This is a genomic window from Pantoea trifolii, assembly GCF_024506435.1.
Taxonomy (GTDB): domain Bacteria; phylum Pseudomonadota; class Gammaproteobacteria; order Enterobacterales; family Enterobacteriaceae; genus Pantoea; species Pantoea trifolii.
This window is the reverse complement of the sequence record NZ_JANIET010000001.1, coordinates 1,232,218-1,253,307: the sequence shown is the minus strand read 5'-3', so window position 1 is coordinate 1,253,307 and position 21,090 is coordinate 1,232,218. Positions and strand designations below refer to the sequence as shown.

The 21,090-nt window shown below is 52.5% G+C and carries 16 protein-coding genes and 7 tRNA genes; 19 read left to right on the top strand and 4 right to left on the bottom strand.

What is annotated here, in order from left to right; genetic code table 11:
* The first annotated feature begins 328 nt into the window (after nucleotides 1-328).
* A complete protein-coding gene (gene fur, locus NQH49_RS05750; protein WP_007890672.1) occupies nucleotides 329-778 on the top strand; it encodes a ferric iron uptake transcriptional regulator in 450 nt (149 codons plus the stop codon).
* A 58-nt stretch (nucleotides 779-836) separates the two neighbouring features.
* Here the strand turns inward: fur and NQH49_RS05745 are convergent, their stop codons facing one another.
* The 3 genes from NQH49_RS05745 to nagE form a co-directional block, all read right to left on the bottom strand.
* Nucleotides 837-1,232, bottom strand: coding sequence for a hypothetical protein (locus NQH49_RS05745; RefSeq protein WP_061717378.1), 396 nt, complete (start codon nucleotides 1,230-1,232; stop codon nucleotides 837-839).
* 234 nt (nucleotides 1,233-1,466) lie between these two features.
* Complete coding sequence (gene glnS, locus NQH49_RS05740) at nucleotides 1,467-3,134, bottom strand: glutamine--tRNA ligase (protein ID WP_256695920.1); 1,668 nt, start codon at nucleotides 3,132-3,134, stop codon at nucleotides 1,467-1,469.
* Between the two features lie 152 nt (nucleotides 3,135-3,286).
* Complete coding sequence (nagE, locus tag NQH49_RS05735) at nucleotides 3,287-5,320, bottom strand: N-acetylglucosamine-specific PTS transporter subunit IIBC (protein ID WP_256695919.1); 2,034 nt, start codon at nucleotides 5,318-5,320, stop codon at nucleotides 3,287-3,289.
* Between the two features lie 336 nt (nucleotides 5,321-5,656).
* Between nagE and nagB the strand changes: the two genes are divergently transcribed.
* The 12 genes from nagB (at nucleotide 5,657) to NQH49_RS05675 (ending at nucleotide 12,552) form a co-directional block, all read left to right on the top strand.
* Entirely contained in the window at nucleotides 5,657-6,457 is an 801-nt protein-coding gene (nagB, locus tag NQH49_RS05730) for a glucosamine-6-phosphate deaminase (protein WP_256695918.1), read from the top strand.
* A gap of 61 nt (nucleotides 6,458-6,518) precedes the next feature.
* Nucleotides 6,519-7,667: an N-acetylglucosamine-6-phosphate deacetylase gene (gene nagA, locus NQH49_RS05725; RefSeq protein ID WP_256695916.1), complete on the top strand. Its 1,149-nt coding sequence runs from the start codon at nucleotides 6,519-6,521 to the stop codon at nucleotides 7,665-7,667.
* Between the two features lie 7 nt (nucleotides 7,668-7,674).
* Nucleotides 7,675-8,895, top strand: a complete 1,221-nt coding sequence (gene nagC / locus NQH49_RS05720) for a DNA-binding transcriptional regulator NagC (RefSeq protein WP_256695915.1) — start codon at nucleotides 7,675-7,677, stop codon at nucleotides 8,893-8,895.
* A 42-nt stretch (nucleotides 8,896-8,937) separates the two neighbouring features.
* Entirely contained in the window at nucleotides 8,938-9,690 is a 753-nt protein-coding gene (locus NQH49_RS05715) for an HAD-IIA family hydrolase (protein WP_036649098.1), read from the top strand.
* Between the two features lie 318 nt (nucleotides 9,691-10,008).
* Nucleotides 10,009-11,676, top strand: coding sequence for an asparagine synthase B (gene asnB / locus NQH49_RS05710; RefSeq protein WP_256695914.1), 1,668 nt, complete (start codon nucleotides 10,009-10,011; stop codon nucleotides 11,674-11,676).
* 215 nt (nucleotides 11,677-11,891) lie between these two features.
* A tRNA-Met gene (locus tag NQH49_RS05705) sits at nucleotides 11,892-11,968 on the top strand.
* 7 nt (nucleotides 11,969-11,975) lie between these two features.
* Nucleotides 11,976-12,060, top strand: a tRNA-Leu gene (locus tag NQH49_RS05700).
* A 21-nt stretch (nucleotides 12,061-12,081) separates the two neighbouring features.
* A tRNA-Gln gene (locus tag NQH49_RS05695) sits at nucleotides 12,082-12,156 on the top strand.
* 34 nt (nucleotides 12,157-12,190) lie between these two features.
* A tRNA-Gln gene (locus NQH49_RS05690) sits at nucleotides 12,191-12,265 on the top strand.
* Nucleotides 12,266-12,291: 26 nt separating this feature from the next.
* A tRNA-Met gene (locus NQH49_RS05685) sits at nucleotides 12,292-12,368 on the top strand.
* Between the two features lie 6 nt (nucleotides 12,369-12,374).
* Nucleotides 12,375-12,449, top strand: a tRNA-Gln gene (locus tag NQH49_RS05680).
* A gap of 28 nt (nucleotides 12,450-12,477) precedes the next feature.
* A tRNA-Gln gene (locus tag NQH49_RS05675) sits at nucleotides 12,478-12,552 on the top strand.
* A gap of 87 nt (nucleotides 12,553-12,639) precedes the next feature.
* Here NQH49_RS05675 and ubiF read toward each other — a convergent pair.
* A complete protein-coding gene (gene ubiF / locus NQH49_RS05670) occupies nucleotides 12,640-13,812 on the bottom strand; it encodes a 3-demethoxyubiquinol 3-hydroxylase (RefSeq protein ID WP_256695913.1) in 1,173 nt (390 codons plus the stop codon).
* A 169-nt stretch (nucleotides 13,813-13,981) separates the two neighbouring features.
* On the opposite strand from ubiF, the gene miaB reads away from it, so the two are divergent.
* The 6 genes from miaB (at nucleotide 13,982) to NQH49_RS05640 (ending at nucleotide 20,983) form a co-directional block, all read left to right on the top strand.
* On the top strand, nucleotides 13,982-15,406 hold the full coding sequence (gene miaB / locus NQH49_RS05665) for a tRNA (N6-isopentenyl adenosine(37)-C2)-methylthiotransferase MiaB (RefSeq protein ID WP_008103648.1): 1,425 nt from the start codon (nucleotides 13,982-13,984) through the stop codon (nucleotides 15,404-15,406).
* Nucleotides 15,407-15,613: 207 nt separating this feature from the next.
* A complete protein-coding gene (locus NQH49_RS05660; RefSeq protein ID WP_008103649.1) occupies nucleotides 15,614-16,687 on the top strand; it encodes a PhoH family protein in 1,074 nt (357 codons plus the stop codon).
* Nucleotides 16,684-17,157 (top strand): rRNA maturation RNase YbeY, encoded by a 474-nt coding sequence (gene ybeY / locus NQH49_RS05655; RefSeq protein WP_256695912.1) that lies wholly within the window; start codon nucleotides 16,684-16,686, stop codon nucleotides 17,155-17,157. The genes NQH49_RS05660 and ybeY overlap by 4 nt, the downstream gene beginning before the upstream one ends.
* An 82-nt stretch (nucleotides 17,158-17,239) precedes the next feature.
* Nucleotides 17,240-18,121 (top strand): CNNM family magnesium/cobalt transport protein CorC, encoded by an 882-nt coding sequence (gene corC, locus NQH49_RS05650; protein ID WP_256695911.1) that lies wholly within the window; start codon nucleotides 17,240-17,242, stop codon nucleotides 18,119-18,121.
* Between the two features lie 4 nt (nucleotides 18,122-18,125).
* Nucleotides 18,126-19,652, top strand: coding sequence for an apolipoprotein N-acyltransferase (lnt, locus tag NQH49_RS05645; RefSeq protein ID WP_256695909.1), 1,527 nt, complete (start codon nucleotides 18,126-18,128; stop codon nucleotides 19,650-19,652).
* A 437-nt stretch (nucleotides 19,653-20,089) separates the two neighbouring features.
* Nucleotides 20,090-20,983 (top strand): glutamate/aspartate ABC transporter substrate-binding protein, encoded by an 894-nt coding sequence (locus NQH49_RS05640; protein ID WP_061717387.1) that lies wholly within the window; start codon nucleotides 20,090-20,092, stop codon nucleotides 20,981-20,983.
* Nucleotides 20,984-21,090: the final 107 nt, after the last annotated feature.

Genomic DNA, 21,090 nt, shown 5'->3' with positions numbered 1-21,090 from the left:
TGCCTCACATCGGGCAACGGAATTTCCTATAAAAATAATAGCTACGGTTTTTTAACTTTTCCCCGCAAATCTGTAGAATACCCGCAATGGTCATCCGCTTATTCCTCTGGCAGTAGAATGAGGCTGAGTGAAATGGAATCCAAAACCCAAGCGTCCTGAAGACATTAGTGACGTTATCCTTACAACCTTTGGTGATTAAGGACGTTGCCTTGGTTTTCATTTCACTGCTTGAGTTCTATAATGAGACGCAAATGAGAATGCGCGTTGACCTAAACATTCAAGGCCCCTGCGCCGCAAGTGACTAGCAAAGTAACAGGACAATATCCGCATGACTGACAACAACTCCGCATTGAAGAAGGCTGGCCTGAAAGTCACGCTACCCAGACTGAAAATTCTGGAAGTGCTTCAGGGACCCGGCCCCGAGTCCCATCACGTCAGTGCGGAAGATTTGTATAAGCGCCTGATCGATATGGGCGAAGAGATTGGTCTGGCAACGGTTTATCGCGTTCTTAACCAGTTTGACGACGCGGGCATCGTAACCCGTCATAACTTTGAAGGCGGTAAGTCTGTCTTCGAACTGACTCAGCAACATCATCACGATCATTTGATCTGCCTGGATTGTGGCAAAGTTATCGAATTCAGCGATGAATCAATCGAAACGCGTCAGCGTGAAATTGCTACTCGCCACGGCATCAAGCTTAGCAACCACAGCCTGTACCTGTATGGTCACTGTGCTCTGGGAGACTGCCGCGAAGACGATACGCTCCACGATAAGTAATTGAGTGTGCTATGCAGTATAAAAAAACCGGCTTAAGCCGGTTTTTTTATATCTGAAATCAGGCAACGAGCGTTTCCTGCAAGTAGCGCCAGCGCGGAATGGCGGTGCTGCAATCCAGCACCGCCAGAGAAATGCGGCTCTGATTGGTGCCATTCATCATCTGCAATTCACGATACTGAATCGTGACTTCCTCACTTTGCTGCGAAATGATGGCGTGCTCACTGGTGGCAATTCGCATCCCTTCACGCTGTCCCTGCAACTGGCGAAACAGTGTTTCCATCTCATTAAGATCAAGCTGTTTACCCTGTGGCGTGACCATTTTGAAGTCGGGATGAAAGTACGACAAGAACAGATCAATGCTGTCATCACTGCCTTCTGCCTGATTAAAAATACGTTCGATAAGCTGATGTAAAACCACCACGCTATGTTTGGCTTCCAGGGCGAGACTTGTCATTTTTTATCCTTTGATTACCCGCAGAGCAACGGCTGAGAGCGCATAGCCTACCTGAAAAAAAGTTTTTCACACTGGCAAATGGTTTAATTTTGCTAAAGTCAGAATAGTCGCAAATAAGGAATTAATGGCTAATTGCAGGGAGCAGCATAAAAGGTCGTATCTGGTTAAATCGAGACAATAAAAAAGGGCGATTGCTCGCCCTTTCATGATCATATCGTGCTTGCGACAAAAATATTAATCGCCGATTTTTGCCCAGGTATCACGTAAACCAACGGTGCGGTTAAACACCAGTTTGGATGGCTGTGAATAGACGCTATCCGCACAGAAATAGCCTTCACGTTCAAACTGGTACGGCGCCATTGGATCGGCTGCACGCAAACCTGGCTCCACGAAGCCCTGTTTGATTTCCAGTGAGTTCGGGTTGATGGTGGTGAGGAAATCCTCCGCCGCGCCCGGATTTGGCACACTGAAAAGACGATCGTACAGGCGGAATTCCGCTGGCAGCGCGTGAATCGCAGAAACCCAATGGATAACGCCTTTCACTTTGCGGCCATCGGCCGGATCTTTGCTCAGCGTATCAACGTCGCAGGTACAATAGATGCAAGTGATATTGCCCTCATCATCCTTCGCTACTCGCTCGGCACGGATCACGTATGCATTACGCAGACGCACTTCTTTGCCCAGTACCAGACGTTTGTACTGCTTGTTGGCTTCTTCACGGAAATCCGCGCGATCGATCCACACTTCACGACTGAATGGCACTTCACGCGTGCCCATCTCCGGTTTATTCGGATGATTCGGCATGCTGATGATCTCTTCGTGACCGGCAGGCAGGTTCTCGATCACCACTTTAAGCGGATCCATTACGGCCATCGCACGCGGTGCGTTTTCATTAAGATCGTCACGAATGCACGATTCCAGTGAAGCCATCTCCACGATATTGTCCTGTTTGGTCACACCAATACGGCGGCAGAATTCACGGATGGAAGCGGCGCTGTAACCACGACGACGCAGACCAGATACGGTCAGCATGCGCGGATCGTCCCAGCCTTCGACAACCTTCTCGCTCACCAGCTGAGTCAGTTTACGCTTCGACATCACCGCGTATTCCAGATTCAGGCGTGAAAATTCGTACTGCCGTGGATGAACCGGAATGGTGATGTTATCCAGCACCCAATCGTACAGACGACGGTTGTCCTGGAACTCCAGCGTACAGAGTGAGTGCGTAATGCCTTCAATCGCATCCGAAATGCAATGGGTGAAGTCGTACATCGGATAGATGCACCACTTGCTGCCAGTCTGATGGTGATCGGCAAACTTAATGCGATACAGCACTGGATCACGCATCACGATGAAACTGGACGCCATGTCGATTTTGGCACGCAGACAGGCTTTTCCCTCTTCGAAACCGCCATCGCGCATCTTCTGGAACAGCGCTAGGTTCTCTTCCACGCTGCGATCGCGATACGGACTGTTTTTGCCCGGTGCCGTCAGGGAACCGCGATATTCACGGATCTCATCTGCTGACAGTTCATCAACATAGGCCAGGCCTTTGTTGATCAGCTCAACCGCATAGTTGAACAGTTGGTCGAAGTAGTCTGAGGAGTAACGAATGTTGCCGCTCCACTCAAAGCCCAGCCATTGCACATCACGCTTAATGGATTCAACAAACTCCAGATCTTCTTTTACTGGGTTAGTGTCGTCGAAACGCAGATTGCACTGACCTTGGTAGTCTTGCGCGATACCAAAGTTCAGGCAGATAGATTTCGCATGGCCAATATGCAGATAACCATTGGGCTCAGGCGGGAAACGGGTATGCACACTGTTGTGCTTACCGCTCGCCAAATCTTCGTCGATGATCTGACGAATAAAGTTCGTTGGGCGGGCTTCAGCCTCACTCATCTCAAAATCCTCAAAAACTATAACGGGTGATTTGTACCACGAAGTAACGGAGTATGATCCACAAAGCACAGGAGGGAAACAACCGTTTGTTGGTCGTTTTAAAACAAAAAAGGCAGGAATCGCTTCCTGCCTTCTGGCTCAATCACAAGGACTTAGCCTTTAACCTCGTAAAGCGGGGTTTGGCCTGCAACCACTGAACCGGTTGCCAGTAAATTAAGACCAGCGAAATCATCGCTGTTGCTAACCACAACCGGACTGATCATCGAGCGGGCGTTGGCATTGAGGAAGTCTAAATCCATTTCCAGGATTGGCTGACCTGCAGTGACCGTTGTGCCCTCTTCAACCAGACGCGTGAAGCCTTTACCTTCCAGTGCCACCGTATCCAGCCCCATGTGCACGACGATCTCGACACCGTTTTCCGCTTCGAGGCAGAACGCATGGTTAGTATTGAAGATTTTCACTACGGTTCCGGCGGTTGGCGCAACCACAGTTTTACCGGTTGGTTTGATCGCCAGACCATCGCCGACTGCCTTACTGGCGAACGCTTCGTCAGGCACATTTTCCAGCGCAACAATGTCACCGGTTACTGGTGCCAGCAGCGTAGCAATCACAGGTTTTTCGCGGTTAAGCACCGCCTGTGATTTCACAGCCGCAGCAGGCGCAGCCGTTGACGCGGCAGCAGATGCCGCAACCGGACCTTTGCTCAGGACAGTTTTCATTGCCATCGCAATGCTTTCCGCCTGAGTACCGACGATGACCTGCACGCTTTGTTTGTTCAGACGAATCACACCGGAAGCACCGAGACGCTTAGCCACACCTTCATTAACCTGCGCAGAATCTTTAACGTTCAAACGCAGACGAGTGATACAGGCATCGATGTGGGTCAGGTTTTCTGAGCCACCCACCGCCGCAATGTAACGACGTGCCAGCGATTCAGTTTGGCTTTCACCGTTGCCGCTGTTATCGACATTGACGTCATAACCATCAGTTTCATCGCCCGCAGAGAGTTCGCGGCCCGGCGTCATCAGGTTGAATTTCTGGATGGTGAAGCGGAACACCGCGTAGTAGATAACGAAGAACACCAAACCTTGTGGGATCAGCATCCACCAGTGCACCGCCAGCGGGTTACGCGTTGACAGCACCATATCCACCAGACCCGCACTGAAGCCGAAACCGGCAATCCACTGCATGCTCGCGGCGATGAACACAGAAAGACCTGTCAGTGCCGCGTGAATCACATACAGCACCGGCGCCACGAACATGAAGGAGAATTCCAGCGGTTCGGTGATACCGGTAAAGAAGGCTGCAAAAGCCGCCGCCAGCATGATACCGCCGACTTTGGCGCGGTTTTCTGGGCGTGCGCAGTGGTAAATTGCCAGCGCTGCACCTGGGAGACCGAACATCATGATTGGGAAGAAGCCCGCCTGATAACGACCGGTGATGCCTGGGATACCGGTACCTTCAGCGATAGACTGCGCGCCGCCGAGGAATTTAGGAATATCGTTAATGCCAGCAACGTCGAACCAGAATACCGAGTTCAGTGCGTGATGCAGGCCAACAGGAATCAGCAGACGGTTAAAGAAGGCATAGACGCCCGCACCGATTGAACCCATTTTTTGGATGTGCTCACCAAAGCTTACCAGTCCACCGAAAATGATCGGCCAGATGTACATCAGTACGAAGGCGACGACGATCATCAGGAAGGAGACAAGGATCGGCACCAGACGGCGGCCGCTGAAGAATGACAGCGCTTTTGGCAGCTCAACATGGCTGAAGCGGTTATAAACCTCAGCAGAGAGAATACCCACCAGGATACCAACAAACTGGTTATTGATTTTACCGAAGGCGGCAGGCACTTGCTCCACCGGTATTTTCTGAATCATCGCTACCGCAGCCGGTGAACAGAGTGTGGTCACCACCAGGAAGCCGACGAAGCCGGTTAACGCTGCTGCACCATCTTTATCTTTTGACATACCGTATGCCACACCAATGGCAAACAGCACGGACATGTTGTCGATGATCGCCGAACCGGATTTGATCAGCAGTGCCGCCAGCGCATTACCTGCGCCCCAGCTATCTGGATCGATCCAATATCCAACACCCATCAAGATTGCCGCTGCCGGCAGAGTCGCTACCGGCACCATAAGCGCGCGGCCGACCTTTTGCAGATATCCTAATACACTCACCTTATTCTCCCCCTATGAGACTGGCGTTTTGCCGTGGCGCAGGTTGATTTTATTATCCCGTCGCCCGGTACCTTGATGACACTTTTCACCACGAGGCGCAGTGTAAAGACAAATTAATTCGCCTCGCAAATTAAAACCACTACAACTGTGACTTTAATCACCAAAATGGTGGTTTGATAATGCGAAATGCTAGCCAGCACCACAAACTTATTTTATGATGAAAAATATCGAGTCGCACTTTTCCCGGATGGCTACGCTTAAACGCATTACGCTTAAAGCAGAAAACTGTCAGAGAAACGGCAACTCCACATTTCCAATCTTAATTGAGGTGAAGACATGAGACTGATCCCGTTGGCCACACCGACCCAAGTGGGTAAATGGGCTGCACGCCACATTGTTAACCGCATTAATGCGTTTAAGCCTAGCGCAGAACGTCCTTTCGTGCTGGGTCTGCCAACCGGTGGAACACCACTGGAAGCGTACAAGCACCTGATTGACATGCACAAAGCGGGCCAGGTTAGTTTCGAGCACGTTGTCACCTTCAATATGGATGAGTACGTTGGCCTGTCAAAAGAGCATCCGGAAAGTTACCACAGCTTTATGTACCGTAACTTTTTCGATCATGTTGATATTCAACCGAAAAATATCAATCTTCTGAATGGCAATGCCGAAGATATTGACGCAGAATGTCGCCAATACGAAGAGAAGATCCGCGCTTACGGCAAAATTAACCTGTTTATGGGTGGCGTAGGCAACGATGGTCACATCGCCTTTAACGAACCGGCTTCTTCACTCTCCTCACGTACCCGCATCAAAACCCTGACGCACGACACGCGCATAGCAAACTCACGTTTCTTTAACGGTGATGTGGATCAGGTGCCGAAATACGCCCTGACGGTCGGTGTCGGTACGCTGCTGGATGCCGAAGAAGTGATGATTCTGGTTACCGGCCATCTGAAAGCGCAAGCGCTGCAGGCGGCGGTTGAAGGTAACGTCAACCACATGTGGACCATCAGCTGCCTGCAGCTGCATGCCAAATCTGTCGTGGTCTGTGACGAGCCAGCAACCATGGAATTGAAAGTGAAAACCGTGAAATATTTCCGCGAAATGGAAGCGGAAAATATGAAAGGTGTGTGAGAACACGTTGTAACAAAACCTGCTGCGTTCAGGCAGCAGGCTTAGCCGGGAGAGAGAAACGATGTACGCATTAGTGAACGGCCGGATTTTTACCGGCCATGAAATTCTGGACAATCATGCGGTTGTGATTGCGGATGGCCTGATTGAGCGCGTGTGTCCGCGTGATGCCCTGGACGCGGCAATTGCACAGCAGGATGTGGCTGGTGCGTTTATCGCTCCTGGTTTTATTGATTTGCAGCTCAACGGCTGCGGTGGCGTGCAGTTCAACGATGACATCAATGCACTGAGCGTTGAAACGCTGGAGATCATGCAGCGCGCCAACGAGAAGTCAGGCTGCACCAGCTATCTGCCGACGCTGATTACCAGCACCGATGCGCTGATGAAACGCGCCGTCGAAACCATGCGCGCCTATCTGGAAAAGCATCAGAATCAGGCCATCGGCCTCCATCTGGAAGGTCCGTGGCTGAATAAAGCCAAGAAAGGCACGCATAATCCTGAACTGATTCGTTTGCCGGATGCCGAGCTGGTAGATTTCCTGTGCGCCAATGCCGATGTCATTACTAAAGTCACGCTGGCACCTGAAAATGCAGGCAGCGAAGTGATTCGTAAGCTGCGCAATGCCGGCATCATTGTTTCAGCCGGTCACTCCAACGCAACTTATGAAGAAGCAAAAATTGGCTTCAGCGCGGGCGTCAGTTTTGCCACGCATCTTTATAATGCTATGCCAACCTTTGCCGGACGTGAGCCAGGTCTGATCGGTGCGCTGTTTGATTCGCCTGATGTATACTGCGGCATCATTGCGGATGGTTTACATGTCCATTACGCTAATGTGCGCAATGCAAAACGCATTAAAGGCGACAAACTGGTGTTAGTGACGGATGCCACAGCACCGGCGGGCGCGTCGATTGATCAATTCATTTTTGCAGGCAAAACAATATACTATCGCGATGGCCTGTGCGTTGACGAGAACGGTACGCTCAGCGGTTCTGCTTTGACCATGATTGAAGCGGTGCAGAACAGCGTTGAACATTGCGGTATCGCTCTTGATGAAGCGCTGCGTATGGCGACGCTTTATCCGGCGCAGGCGATGGGTGTGGAGAAGCAGTTAGGCACGGTCGAAGCAGGAAAAGTCGCCAACCTGACTGTCTTTACCCGCGATTATCAAATCACTAAGACGTTCGTCAACGGAGACAACGTCCTCAGCGAGTAAGCATTGAATGACCACTGGCGGCCAGTCTCAAATAGGAAATGTTGATCTTGTTAAACAACTTAATAGTGCAGCCGTCTATCGGCTAATCGATCAACAGGGGCCGATTTCGCGCATTCAGATTGCCGAACACAGTCAGCTTGCGCCCGCCAGTGTCACCAAAATTACCCGTCAGCTCATCGAGCGCGGCCTCATCAAAGAGGTGGAACAACAAGCTTCCACCGGGGGGCGTCGCGCCATCTCCATCATTACTGAAACCCGGCATTTTCATACTATCGGCGTGCGCTTAGGGCGTAATGACGCCACGCTGACGCTGTTTGATCTGAGTGGGAAATCGCTGGCGCAGGAAGATTATCCGCTGCCGGAGCGCACCCAGGAAACGCTGGAGAATGCGCTGCTCAATGCCATCAGCGCCTTTATGGCGGCGCATCAGCGGAAGATTCATGAGCTGATTGCCATCTCAGTGATTCTGCCAGGTTTGGTCGATCCCATTAACGGCATCATTCGCTATATGCCGCACATCGCGGTAAGTCACTGGCCGCTGGTTTCCAGCCTGAAAAAACGCTTTAACGTCACCAGCTTTGTGGGCCATGACATTCGCAGCCTGGCGCTGGCCGAGCACTACTTCGGTGCAAGTCGCGATTGCGCAGACTCCATTCTGGTGCGTTTGCATCGCGGAACCGGTGCCGGAATCATCGCCAACGGCCATATTTTCCTCGGCAGTAACGGTAACGTCGGCGAGATTGGCCATATTCAGGTTGATCCATTGGGTGAACGTTGCCACTGCGGCAACTTTGGCTGCCTGGAAACCATTGCAGCGAACGGTGCGATTGAAAACCGCGTGCGCCACCTGTTGAACCAAGGCTATCCCAGTTCATTAACCTTGAATGACTGTCTGATGCCGCAGATTTGCCGCGCCGCTAACCACGGCGACGCGCTGGCGTGTGAAGTGATTGAATATGTCGGCCGCTATTTAGGAAAGGCGATTGCTATCGCCATCAACTTGTTCAATCCACAAAAAGTGGTGTTGGCCGGTGAAATCACCGAGGCCGATAAAGTGCTGTTTCCTGCCATTGAAGGATGTATCAATACGCAGACGCTGCCTGCCTTCCGTAAAAACTTGCCGGTGGTGCGATCCGAGCTCGATCATCGCTCAGCGATTGGCGCCTTTGCGCTGGCAAAACGCGCTATGCTGAATGGCATTTTGCTGCAACATCTGCTGGAAGAGTAATCACCAGCCTGCTTGTTTAGCGGGCCCGACCGGATGCAATCTATGACGATTAAAAGCGTAATCTGTGACATCGACGGCGTGTTGATGCACGACAATACCGCCGTTCCTGGCGCGAACGAATTTCTGCAGCGCATCCTGGCGAAGGATATGCCGTTGGTGGTGTTGACCAACTATCCTTCGCAAACCGCGCTGGATCTGGCGAACCGCTTTGCCAACGCCGGCATTGACGTTCCCGATTCGGTGTTTTACACCTCGGCGATGGCCACCGCCGATTTCCTGCGCCGCCAGGAAGGGAAAAAAGCCTACGTGATTGGCGAAGGTGCGCTGATTCATGAACTGTATAAAGCCGGCTTCACCATCACCGACGTCAATCCAGATTTCGTTATCGTTGGTGAAACGCGCTCCTTCAACTGGGAGATGATGCATAAAGCCGCTTTCTTCGTGGCCAATGGCGCCCGTTTTATCGCTACTAATCCTGATACCCACGCGCGTGGCTTTGTTCCGGCTTGCGGTGCGCTGTGCGCTGGCATCGAAACCATTTCCGGCCGTAAACCGTTTTATGTCGGCAAGCCGAGTCCGTACATCATGCGCGCGGCGTTAAACAAGATGCATGCGCATTCGGAAGAGACGGTCATTGTCGGCGATAACCTGCGCACAGACATTCTGGCCGGCTTCCAGGCGGGTCTGGAAACCATTCTGGTGCTGTCTGGCGTATCAACGCTGAGTGATATTGATGCGATGCCTTTCCGCCCGGATTGGATTTATCCTTCGGTTGCTGATATCGACCTGTTCTGATCCCAGCCATCACCTCTTCTTATAGCCCTGCTCTTGCAGGGCTTTTGTTTTTTCATGGGGTTAAGCCTGACTTTGTTGCTCGCAGCGTGACCACAAAATGAACAAAAAAGCCATTTCATTAGATGGCATCTAAAATAACAACGAATTAATTGAATAATATTCAATATTACTCGCTCATCAACATTATTTTTATCAAAGAATCGCAATTTTGCTTGCGCTAACACCACCATTTAGCGCATTTTCTTATGCATCACGCAGTCAAGGCTGCCGGACAAACGTAGAAATAACTTCGCCACAAGGTGAGATCAGGAGTCAGTTATGTGTTCAATTTTTGGTGTGCTGGATCTGAAAAGCGATCCTATTGAGCTGCGCAAGAAAGCGCTGGAATCTTCTCGTCTGATGCGTCACCGCGGCCCGGATTGGTCAGGTGTTTATGCAGATGATAAAGCCATTCTGGTGCATGAGCGTCTGTCGATTGTTGACGTTAACAACGGCGCACAGCCGCTGTATAACGCTGACCACACCCACGTACTGGCTGTTAACGGCGAAATTTACAACCATCAGGCGCTGCGTGCTGAATTGAGCGATCGTTACGCTTTCCAGACCGGTTCTGACTGTGAAGTTATCCTCGCGCTGTATCAGGAAAAAGGCGTCGATTTCCTCGACGAACTGCAAGGCATGTTCGCCTTCATCCTGTGGGACAGCGTGAAGCAACAATATCTGATTGGCCGCGACCATATCGGCATTATCCCGCTGTATATGGGCAACGACGAGCACGGCAATCTGTATGTCGCTTCCGAGATGAAAGCACTGGTACCGGTGTGCCGCAGCATCAAAGAATTCCCGCCGGGAAGCTACATGTCGAGCGCCGATGGTGAAATCCGTCGTTACTGGCAGCGTGACTGGATGGAATATTCCGCCGTTGAACACAACACCACAGATGCCGCCGAATTGAAGCATGCTCTGGAAGAATCCGTAAAAAGTCACCTGATGTCTGACGTGCCTTACGGCGTGCTGCTGTCCGGCGGTCTGGACTCATCCATCATCTCTGCCGTGACCAAACGCTTTGCTGCCAAACGCGTAGAAGATGCGGATAAAACCGATGCATGGTGGCCGCAGCTGCACTCCTTCGCGGTTGGCCTGGAAGGTTCTCCAGACCTGAAAGCGGCGAAATCGGTCGCAGAACATCTTGGCACCGTGCACCACGAAATCCATTTCACCGTGCAGGAAGGTCTGGATGCGATTCGTGACGTGATTTACCACATCGAAACCTATGATGTGACCACCATTCGCGCCTCTACGCCGATGTATTTAATGTCGCGTAAGATCAAAGCGATGGGCATCAAAATGGTGTTGTCCGGTGAAGGTGCAGATGAAGTCTTTGGCGGCTACCTCTATTTCCATAAAGCGCCAAATGCCAAAGAATTCCACGAAGAGAACGTGCGTAAACTGCTGGCTCTGCACATGTTTGACTGTGCTCGCGCCAACAAAGCGATGTCCGCATGGGGCGTGGAAGCGCGTGTGCCGTTCCTCGACAAGAAATTCCTCGACGTGGCGATGCGCATCAATCCGGCAGACAAGTTGTGCGGCAGCAACGGTAAGATGGAAAAACACATCCTGCGTGAATGCTTCTCTTCTTATCTGCCAGAAAGTGTGGCGTGGCGCCAGAAAGAGCAGTTCTCAGACGGTGTTGGCTACAGCTGGATCGATACGTTGAAAGAAGTGGCGGCGAAGCAAATCACTGACCAACAGCTGTCGACTGCGCACTTCCGCTTCCCGTACAACACGCCGAACTCGAAAGAAGCGTATCTGTATCGCGAGATCTTTGAAGAGTTGTTCCCGATCGCCAGCGCTGCTGAGTGTGTGCCGGGCGGTCCATCGGTGGCCTGCTCTTCTGCTAAAGCGATTGAGTGGGATGAAGCCTTTAAATCAATGGATGACCCTTCAGGTCGTGCCGTTGGCGTGCATCAGTCCGCGTACAAATAAGGTTTTTACTCAATAAGATAAGGGGCTCATTCGAGCCCCTTTTTTATGCAATCTATCGTACAACCTTTGAAATTTGCCGAATAAATCACCAGCCTGGTTACAAGCCAGACAAACAGGCGTTTTAAGGCGAAAAACGGCAAAAAAATTGTTGACGCTACAAGACTCAATACGCATAATGCGCCCCGCAACGCCGATGAAGGTTACGCGAAAAAGATGGCTACGTAGCTCAGCTGGTTAGAGCACATCACTCATAATGATGGGGTCACAGGTTCAAATCCCGTCGTAGCCACCATCTTTTTGCGGGAGTGGCGAAATTGGTAGACGCACTAGATTTAGGTTCTAGCGCCGCAAGGTGTGCGAGTTCAAGTCTCGCCTCCCGCACCATTTCAGTCTTCGGCAGCCGGATGGGGTATCGCCAAGCGGTAAGGCACTGGTTTTTGATACCAGCATTCCCAGGTTCGAATCCTGGTACCCCAGCCAATCCGGATTATGTTGTGGATACAAAATCGACGAATGGGATATCGCCAAGCGGTAAGGCACCGGTTTTTGATACCGGCATTCCCTGGTTCGAATCCAGGTATCCCAGCCATCGTCGGACGCAGTAAGCAGTACCAAGGCTACGTAGCTCAGCTGGTTAGAGCACATCACTCATAATGATGGGGTCACAGGTTCAAATCCCGTCGTAGCCACCAAATTATTGGGGTGTCGCCAAGCGGTAAGGCTCTGGTTTCTGATACCAGCATTCCGGGGTTCGAATCCCTGCACCCCAGCCATAAAAAGACAATTTGATCAAACACCTATTGGGGTGTCGCCAAGCGGTAAGGCACTGGTTTCTGATACCAGCATTCCGGGGTTCGAATCCCTGCACCCCAGCCAAATTGCACAATAAAGCCCGCTTATGCGGGCTTTATTGTTTTCTGCGTTCGGGGATTAATCAGGAGCGCATAAATGCGCTCCCTACGATCACAAACCTAATGCGTAACGCAGCACCTTGCGTTTCAACGCTCCAGCATTCTCCGCCGCAATCAGCGCCAGGTTTCGCGCAAAGCGCAGCGGCGGCAGTTTATTGCTGAAGGTGAAGTAGAACAGATCCATCCCGCCCTGCATCAGCAAGTTGTCCTTATAACGCTGGCGATGATAGCGCTGTAGCACAGCGTCCGATGACCAGAGTTCAGCCTGGTTGCGCGCTTCGACCAACGTCGTGATCAACGCATCCACATCCCGATATCCCAGATTAACGCCCTGCCCGGCCAGCGGATTGATGGTGTGCGCCGCATCGCCCACCAGCGCCAAACCCGGCATCACATAACGTGTGGCATGGCGTCGCACCAGCGGGAAAGAGGCGGCGGTTTTCACCCGAATACGCCCAACACGAGCTGGGAAGTGGGCATAAATCTCTTTCTCCAGTTGCTGGAGTGGCAAACTTTGCAGCTGACGGATGCGCGCGGGCGCGTCGTACCACACCAGCGAAGCACGACGATCAAACAGCGGCAGGAAAGCGCGCGGCCCTTGTGGCGTAAACTGCTGCCAGGTGGAATCGCCAGCATCCTGCTCGCACTCCACGCTGATCAGCATGCAGGATTGCGCATAGTTCCAACCCCGTACGCCAATGCCCGCTAACTGCCGCACACGCGAGTTGGCGCCATCTGCGCCGACCACTAAACGCGCATCCAGCGTTTGACCGTTATCCAGTTGCACATGCCAGCCGGCGCGATGCGGCTGCAAGCCCTGTAAACTCGCCGGGCAGATCAGCTTGATCCCCTCTTCCTGCATTTTTTCCCACAGCGCACGTTGCAGCACGCTGTTTTCCACCATAAAGCCCAGCTCAGGCAGCCCAAGCGACGCCGCATCAAACTTCACATGTGCGTTTTGCCACTCCCAGGTTTCCAGCTGGCGATAAGGTGCACAACGCATCGCCTGCACGCGCGACCAGACATCCAGTTGCTGCAACAACGCCACCGACGAGGCACCAATGGCGGAGATGCGCACATCCGGCTCGCTGCTGGCATCAAAGATTGCGGGTTCCGCACGTTCAATCACCGCTACGCGGAACTGCTGCTGCGCCAGACCACATGCCAGCGCCGCACCGACCATGCCACCGCCCACGATCACCACATCAAAATGTGAATCCTGCATCGACTCTAATCCTTCTTTTTGCCGTGAGGCCTTCCAGCATCACGTTGATAGCTAAAGTGTACCGGAAATTAGCCACGTGATGCGATGCAGATGCGTGAAGCCTGGTAACAACAGCGTCGAAGCATTACAATACGCGCCCTGCACTTCGCTTGAATCAATGGCTAGTTCGATGACCAAAAAACTGCACATCAAAACCTGGGGCTGTCAGATGAATGAATACGATTCATCGAAGATGGCCGATCTGCTGAACAGTACGCACGGCTACACCCTTACCGAGGAAGCTGAAGAGGCGGATGTTCTGCTGCTCAACACCTGCTCTATCCGTGAAAAGGCGCAGGAGAAGGTTTTTGCTCTGTTAGGCCGTTGGAAAAAGCTGAAAGCAACCAATCCCGATCTGATTATCGGCGTGGGTGGCTGTGTCGCCTCACAGGAAGGTGAACGCCTGCGTCAGCGCGCCAGTTACGTCGATATCGTCTTTGGCCCGCAAACGTTGCATCGCCTGCCGGAGATGATCAACACCGTGCGCGGCAGCAAAAGCCCGGTTGTTGACATCAGCTTTCCGGAAATCGAGAAGTTTGACCGCCTGCCAGAACCGCGCGCCGATGGCCCAACTGCCTTCGTATCGATCATGGAAGGCTGCAATAAATATTGTACTTTCTGCGTGGTGCCTTACACCCGTGGCGAGGAAGTCAGCCGCCCAAGCGACGATATTCTGCTGGAAATCGCGCAGCTTGCCGCTCAGGGCGTACGTGAAGTTAACCTGCTGGGCCAGAACGTCAACGCCTATCGCGGTGCCACTTTTGATGGCGACATCTGCACCTTCGCGGAATTGCTGCGCTTAGTGGCGGCGATCGACGGCATTGACCGAATTCGCTTCACTACCAGCCATCCGATTGAATTTACCGATGACATCATCGAGGTTTACCGCGATACGCCAGAGCTGGCGAGTTTCCTGCACCTGCCGGTTCAAAGCGGCTCAGATCGCATCCTGACGCTGATGAAGCGCGCGCACACCGCACTCGAGTACAAAGCGATTATCCGCAAGTTGAAAGCTGCGCGTCCGGATATCCAGCTAAGCTCGGATTTCATCATTGGATTCCCCGGCGAAACGCAGCAGGATTTTGAGCAGACCATGAAACTGGTTGGCGAAGTGAATTTCGATGTTAGCTTCAGCTTTATCTACTCCATGCGACCGGGCACACCGGCCGCCGATCTGCCCGACGATGTGACAGAAGAGGAGAAAAAGCAGCGCCTCTTCATTCTGCAGGACCGCATCAATCAGCAGGTGATGGCGTGGAGCCGCCGCATGCTGGGCACCACACAGCGCGTGCTGGTGGAAGGCATTTCACGTAAGAATGTGATGGAGCTGACCGGCCGCACCGATAATAACCGCGTGGTGAACTTTGAAGCGCCGGTAGAAATGATCGGTAAGTTTGTTGATGTTGAAATTGTTGATGTCTATGCCAGCTCCCTGCGCGGCGTGCTGGTGCGCACCGAAGATCAAATGGCGCTACGTGTGGCCGAAAGCCCGGCTTCGGTGATTGCTCGTACCCGAAAAGAGAACGACATCGGCGTCGGCATGTTCCAGCCTTGAAACCTCGAACGTTGAGCGACAGCGCACAACGCGCTGTCGCCTGTTTCATCCCAAAGCCCTTGCTTTCCACAAGTGCTGCCCAAATATCGTTTCTGAAGCTTGCGCCTCGGCGTAGCGCCATAAATAATTCCCTAAAGATGTTGAGAGATTGCTCTTCAGCATCCGGCACACTTTTTCAACTGGCCCTGAGTGACCTTAAGGATTCATTTGAATATCGAAACGCGTGAAATCGCCCTTGAACCGGCAGATAACCAACGACTGATGAGCTTGTGCGGTCCGATGGATGACAATGTGAAACAGCTGGAGCGCCGTTTGGGCCTTGAAATCAAACGCCGCGATAACCAGTTTACACTCACTGGCCGCTCGCTGTGCGTGGACGCTGCCGTCAATATTCTGCGCACGCTGTACGTTGATACCGCCCCGATGCGCGGTCAGATTAAAGATATCGAACCGGACCAGATTCACCTGGCGATCAAAGAGAGCCGCGTGCTGGAACAGAGCGCTGAGAGCGTGCCGGAATTCGGCAAAGCGGTGAACATCAAGACCAAACGCGGGGTGATCAAACCGCGTACGCCTAATCAGGCGCAGTACATCGCCAATATCTTCGCGCACGACATCACCTTTGGTATCGGCCCGGCCGGTACCGGTAAAACCTATCTGGCGGTCGCTGCGGCAGTGGATGCGCTGGAACGTCAGGAGATTCGCCGTATTCTGCTGACGCGCCCAGCGGTTGAAGCCGGGGAAAAACTCGGCTTCCTGCCCGGCGATCTCAGCCAGAAGGTCGATCCCTATCTGCGCCCGCTGTACGACGCGCTGTTCGAAATGCTCGGCTTTGAACGTGTAGAGAAGCTGATTGAGCGCAACGTGATTGAAGTGGCTCCGCTGGCCTATATGCGCGGACGTACGCTCAACGACGCCTTTGTGATTCTCGATGAGAGCCAGAACACCACCATCGAGCAGATGAAGATGTTCCTGACGCGTATCGGCTTCAATTCCAAAGCGGTCATTACCGGCGACATCACGCAGATTGACTTGCCGCGCAGTACCAAATCCGGCCTGCGCCACGCCATTGAAGTGCTGGCAGAAGTCGATGAAATTAGCTTTAACTTTTTCCACAGCGAAGACGTGGTGCGTCATCCGGTTGTCGCACGCATCGTGAATGCTTATGAAGCCTGGGAAACCGCCGACCAGAAACGCCGTGATCAACAGGCAGAAGAGCGCAAACGCGAAGCTATTGCAGCGCAGCTTGCCAGCCAAACCAGCCCGCAGGAGCGTTCATGAGCGCGGTGATTCTTGATTTACAACTGGCCTGTACTGATGAAAACCATCTGCCGGCAGAGAGTGATTTTCAACGCTGGCTGGAAGCGGCGGTAACGCCGTTTCAACCAGAAAGCGAAGTCACGATTCGTCTGGTGGATGAAGCTGAGAGTAATGAGCTTAATCTGACTTATCGCGGCAAAGATAAGCCGACCAACGTGCTGTCATTCCCGTTTGAAGCACCGCCGGGGATTGAACTGCCGTTGCTCGGCGATCTGATTATTTGCCGTCAGGTTGTCGAGCAAGAGGCTGCTGAACAAGGCAAAACCGTCGAAGCGCACTGGGCGCATATGGTGGTGCACGGTACGCTGCATCTGCTGGGTTACGACCATATCGAAGATGAAGAAGCCGAAGAGATGGAGGCGCTGGAGACCGAGATAATGCTTGCTCTTGGTTATCCTGATCCGTACATTTCGGAGAAAGAAGACGCCTGAGCCGCTGGTTCAGGTTATTGCGCTGCTGGCGCGGATGCCGGCAGCCCCAATCCCTCATTAGAGAGAACTAAATAAAAACGCCATGAGCGACGACCATTCTCAAAACAGCGACGCACCCAGTAGTAAAAAGGGATTTTTCTCCCTGTTAATCAACCAACTGTTTCACGGTGAACCTAAAAACCGTGATGAACTGCTGGGGTTAATCCGCGATTCTGAGCAAAAAGAGCTGATCGATCAGGACACCCGCGACATGCTCGAAGGGGTGCTGGATATTGCCGAACAGCGCGTGCGCGACATCATGATCCCACGCTCGCAAATGATCACCCTGAAACGCAACCAAACTCTGGAAGAGTGCCTTGCGGTGATTATTGAATCCGCGCATTCACGCTTCCCGGTGATCAGCGAAGACAAAGATCACGTTGAAGGCATTTTGATGGCCAAAGACCTGCTGCCGTTTATGGCCAGCGCGTCTGAGCCGTTCAGCATCGAAAAAGTGCTGCGTCCCGCCGTGGTGGTACCGGAAAGCAAGCGCGTCGATCGCATGCTGAAGGAGTTCCGCTCGCAGCGTTATCACATGGCGATTGTGATTGATGAATTTGGTGGCGTCTCGGGTCTGGTGACGATTGAAGATATTCTTGAGCTGATTGTCGGCGAAATTGAAGATGAGTATGACGATGAAGAAGATCGTGATATCCGCCAGCTCAATCGTTACACCTATACCATGCGCGCCTTAACGCAAATTGAAGATTTTAATGAGGTCTTTGGCACCGATTTCAGCGATGACGAAGTCGATACCATTGGCGGATTGGTCATGCAGGGATTCGGCCACCTTCCCGCTCGCGGCGAAAGTATTGTCATTGATGGCTATCAGTTCAAAGTCGCCATGGCTGACAGCCGCCGTATCATCCAGGTGCATGTAAAAATTCCCGAAGACTCACCACAACCGCAACTGGAAGACGAATAATTTTATGGCTTTAGCCTCTCTTTACTCGCAGCAGCGGGTTCGCCTGCTGCTGGCGTTAATTACGGGTGCCATTGGCACCCTTTCCTTTTCCCCCTACGATTTCTGGCCCGCAGCGTTAATTTCACTGTTTGGTCTGCAACTGTTGCTGCTGGAACGTCGCACTGCGCAGGCAGCAGCGATCGGCTTTGTTTGGGGCTTTGGACTGTTTGGCAGCGGCATCAACTGGGTTTACGTCAGCATCGCCACCTTTGGCGGCATGCCCGGCCCGGTGAACATCTTCCTGGTGATTCTGCTCGCGGCCTATCTGTCGCTTTATCCAATGCTGTTTGCCCTCGTGCTCAACCGTTTCTGGCCGCGCGCCACAATCTGGCGTTTGGCTTTAGCGGCACCGTCACTGTGGCAAATTAGCGAGTTCCTGCGCGGTTGGGTGCTCACCGGTTTTCCGTGGCTGCAGTTTGGCTACAGCCAGATTGATGGGCCGCTAAAAGGCCTCGCGCCGCTGGCGGGTGTGGAGACCATTACCTTCCTGTTGATGGTGATCGCGGGCCTGCTGGTGCACGCGCTTCATCATCGTACCGTGAAAAGTTTGATTGCCGCCGCGCTACTGCTGTTATTGCCGTGGCCGCTGCGCATGTTGCAGTGGTATCAGCCGCTGCCGGAACGCAGCGTTGATGTTGCGATGGTGCAAGGCAATATTCCGCAGTCGATGAAGTGGGATCCGCAGCAACTGCTGAACACGCTGCGCGTTTATACCTCATACAGCCAGCCGTTTATCGGCAAAGCGCCGATCATTATCTGGCCCGAATCAGCGATAACCGATTTAGAAAGCAACCAGCAGCCGTTCCTTCGAGCGCTGGACGCTGACCTGCGCGCACGCGGCAGCTCACTGATTACCGGTATCGTGGATTCGCGGGTGGAAGGCGATAACCGCTATCACGACTACAACTCGGTGATTGTACTGGGTGGCGAGCAGCCTTACAGCTATCAGAGCCAGAACCGCTATCAGAAGAATCATCTGGTGCCATTTGGTGAGTTTGTGCCGCTGGAAGCGTTGCTGCGTCCGCTGGCGCCGTTTTTCGATTTGCCGATGTCCTCTTTCAGCCGTGGCGCCTATGTCCAGCCGCAGCTAAAAGTGTCGGGTTATAACCTGACCAGCGCTATCTGCTATGAGATTGTGCTGGGCGAACAAGTGCGCGCTAACTTCCGTCCCGATACCAACTTCCTGCTAACCGTCTCCAACGATGCCTGGTTCGGTCACTCCATCGGGCCGTGGCAGCATTTCCAGATGGCACGCATGCGCGCACTGGAGCTGGGACGTCCGTTACTGCGCTCCACCAATAACGGTGTCACAGCGGTGGTGAATGCCAACGGTGAGGTGGAGAAAGCGTTGCCACAGTTCACCCGTGATGTGCTGGAAGCTAAAGTGACGCCAACAACCGGCGAAACGCCGTATGCCAAAGCAGGCATCTGGCCGGTGTGGATGCTGACATTGATTGGCATTGTGGTGGCCATTCTGCGCCGTCGTCACTAGTTCAGGCTGCTATGCAAACAGGCGAAGTGAATACTTCGCCTTTTTTATGCGCTGTTTTCTCTTCCTTCCATTGTGCTTTCCCCGATTCTCTGCTGGCTTTTTACACTTATTCATCGTGCTGGCACGATCATTGCTATTTATTTCAGTGATTTTCGCAAACATCGGCTTTTGTCAGCGTAGTGCAACCTTGACGCACTAATTTATGGCAATGATGCGCACTCTATTAGCGCATCGGTGAATTTTTGCCTTTTATTGGTGCGGAGCGGCTCGCAAAAAAGAAACTTTTTTGTTTCATTGCGTTAACAATTCGCTATGTTAATCACTATCCTGCGTGCAGTTGCGCTATGGGATAACTAAAAAAGCAGCACGAAATACACACAACATCACAATCTGCGCAGTTTATGTTCTGCGCGACATCCATACGAAGGAGTTGGAACATGCAGATACGCAAAGTGGCATTATCTCTTTTGCTGTTGGGAGCAGCAGCGGGAGCGGCCCAGGCGGAAGATCTCACTGGTACCCTGAAAAAAATCAATGATAGCGGCGTGATCGTCGTTGGGCATCGTGAATCATCAGTTCCCTTTTCTTACTATGACAACCAGCAAAAAGTGGTTGGCTATTCACAGGATTATTCAAACGCCATCATCGCGGCTATCAAGGCCAAACTGAATAAGCCTGATTTGCAGATTAAAATGCTGCCGATTACCTCGCAGAACCGTATTCCCCTGTTGCAGAACGGGACTTACGATTTTGAGTGCGGTTCTACCACCAACAACCTGGAACGCCAGAAGCAAGCGGCATTCTCTGACACCGTATTCATCATCGGTACGCGTCTGCTGGTGAAAAAAGGCGGCGACATCAAAGATTTCCCTGATTTGAAGGGAAAAACCGTTGTCGTGACCTCCGGAACCACCTCTGAAGTTCTGCTGCACAAGCTGAACGACGAGCAGAAAATGGATATGCGCATCATTAGCGCGAAAGACCATGGCGATTCTTTCCGTACGCTGGAGACCGGTCGTGCTGTGGCCTTCATGATGGATGACGCGCTGCTGGCGGGTGAACGTGCCAAAGCCAAGAAGCCAGACAACTGGGATATCGTGGGTACGCCGCAATCGAAAGAAGCTTACGGCTGCATGCTGCGCAATCAGGATCCACAGTTCAAACAGCTGATGGATGAAACCATTGCTAAAGCGCAGACCTCTGGCGAAGCCTCAAAATGGTTTGAAACCTGGTTCAAACAGCCGATTCCACCGAAGAATCTGAACCTGAACTTCGAACTTTCAAGCGATATGCAGGCCCTGTTCAAAGCACCGAACGACAAAGCACTCTGAATTAACAACGACAACAAGGGCAGCCCCGCTGCCCTCTCGATTGCTGAACATGCGGTGCGGACAGACAGACTGTAACAGGCCGTTCCCCTGAAGCAGGATGCAAGACA

Bases quoted from the DNA above. Each gene is read 5' to 3' on its own strand.
- corC (WP_256695911.1), top strand. From the start codon at position 17,240: ATGAGCGACGACCATTCTCAAAACAGCGACGCACCCAGTAGTAAAAAG.
- NQH49_RS05745 (WP_061717378.1), bottom strand. From the start codon at position 1,232: ATGACAAGTCTCGCCCTGGAAGCCAAACATAGCGTGGTGGTTTTACAT.
- NQH49_RS05640 (WP_061717387.1), top strand. From the start codon at position 20,090: ATGCAGATACGCAAAGTGGCATTATCTCTTTTGCTGTTGGGAGCAGCA.
- glnS (WP_256695920.1), bottom strand. From the start codon at position 3,134: ATGAGTGAGGCTGAAGCCCGCCCAACGAACTTTATTCGTCAGATCATC.
- fur (WP_007890672.1), top strand. From the start codon at position 329: ATGACTGACAACAACTCCGCATTGAAGAAGGCTGGCCTGAAAGTCACG.
- lnt (WP_256695909.1), top strand. From the start codon at position 18,126: ATGGCTTTAGCCTCTCTTTACTCGCAGCAGCGGGTTCGCCTGCTGCTG.
- ybeY (WP_256695912.1), top strand. From the start codon at position 16,684: ATGAGCGCGGTGATTCTTGATTTACAACTGGCCTGTACTGATGAAAAC.
- ubiF (WP_256695913.1), bottom strand. From the start codon at position 13,812: ATGCAGGATTCACATTTTGATGTGGTGATCGTGGGCGGTGGCATGGTC.
- nagB (WP_256695918.1), top strand. From the start codon at position 5,657: ATGAGACTGATCCCGTTGGCCACACCGACCCAAGTGGGTAAATGGGCT.
- asnB (WP_256695914.1), top strand. From the start codon at position 10,009: ATGTGTTCAATTTTTGGTGTGCTGGATCTGAAAAGCGATCCTATTGAG.
- miaB (WP_008103648.1), top strand. From the start codon at position 13,982: ATGACCAAAAAACTGCACATCAAAACCTGGGGCTGTCAGATGAATGAA.
- nagA (WP_256695916.1), top strand. From the start codon at position 6,519: ATGTACGCATTAGTGAACGGCCGGATTTTTACCGGCCATGAAATTCTG.
- nagC (WP_256695915.1), top strand. From the start codon at position 7,675: ATGACCACTGGCGGCCAGTCTCAAATAGGAAATGTTGATCTTGTTAAA.
- NQH49_RS05715 (WP_036649098.1), top strand. From the start codon at position 8,938: ATGACGATTAAAAGCGTAATCTGTGACATCGACGGCGTGTTGATGCAC.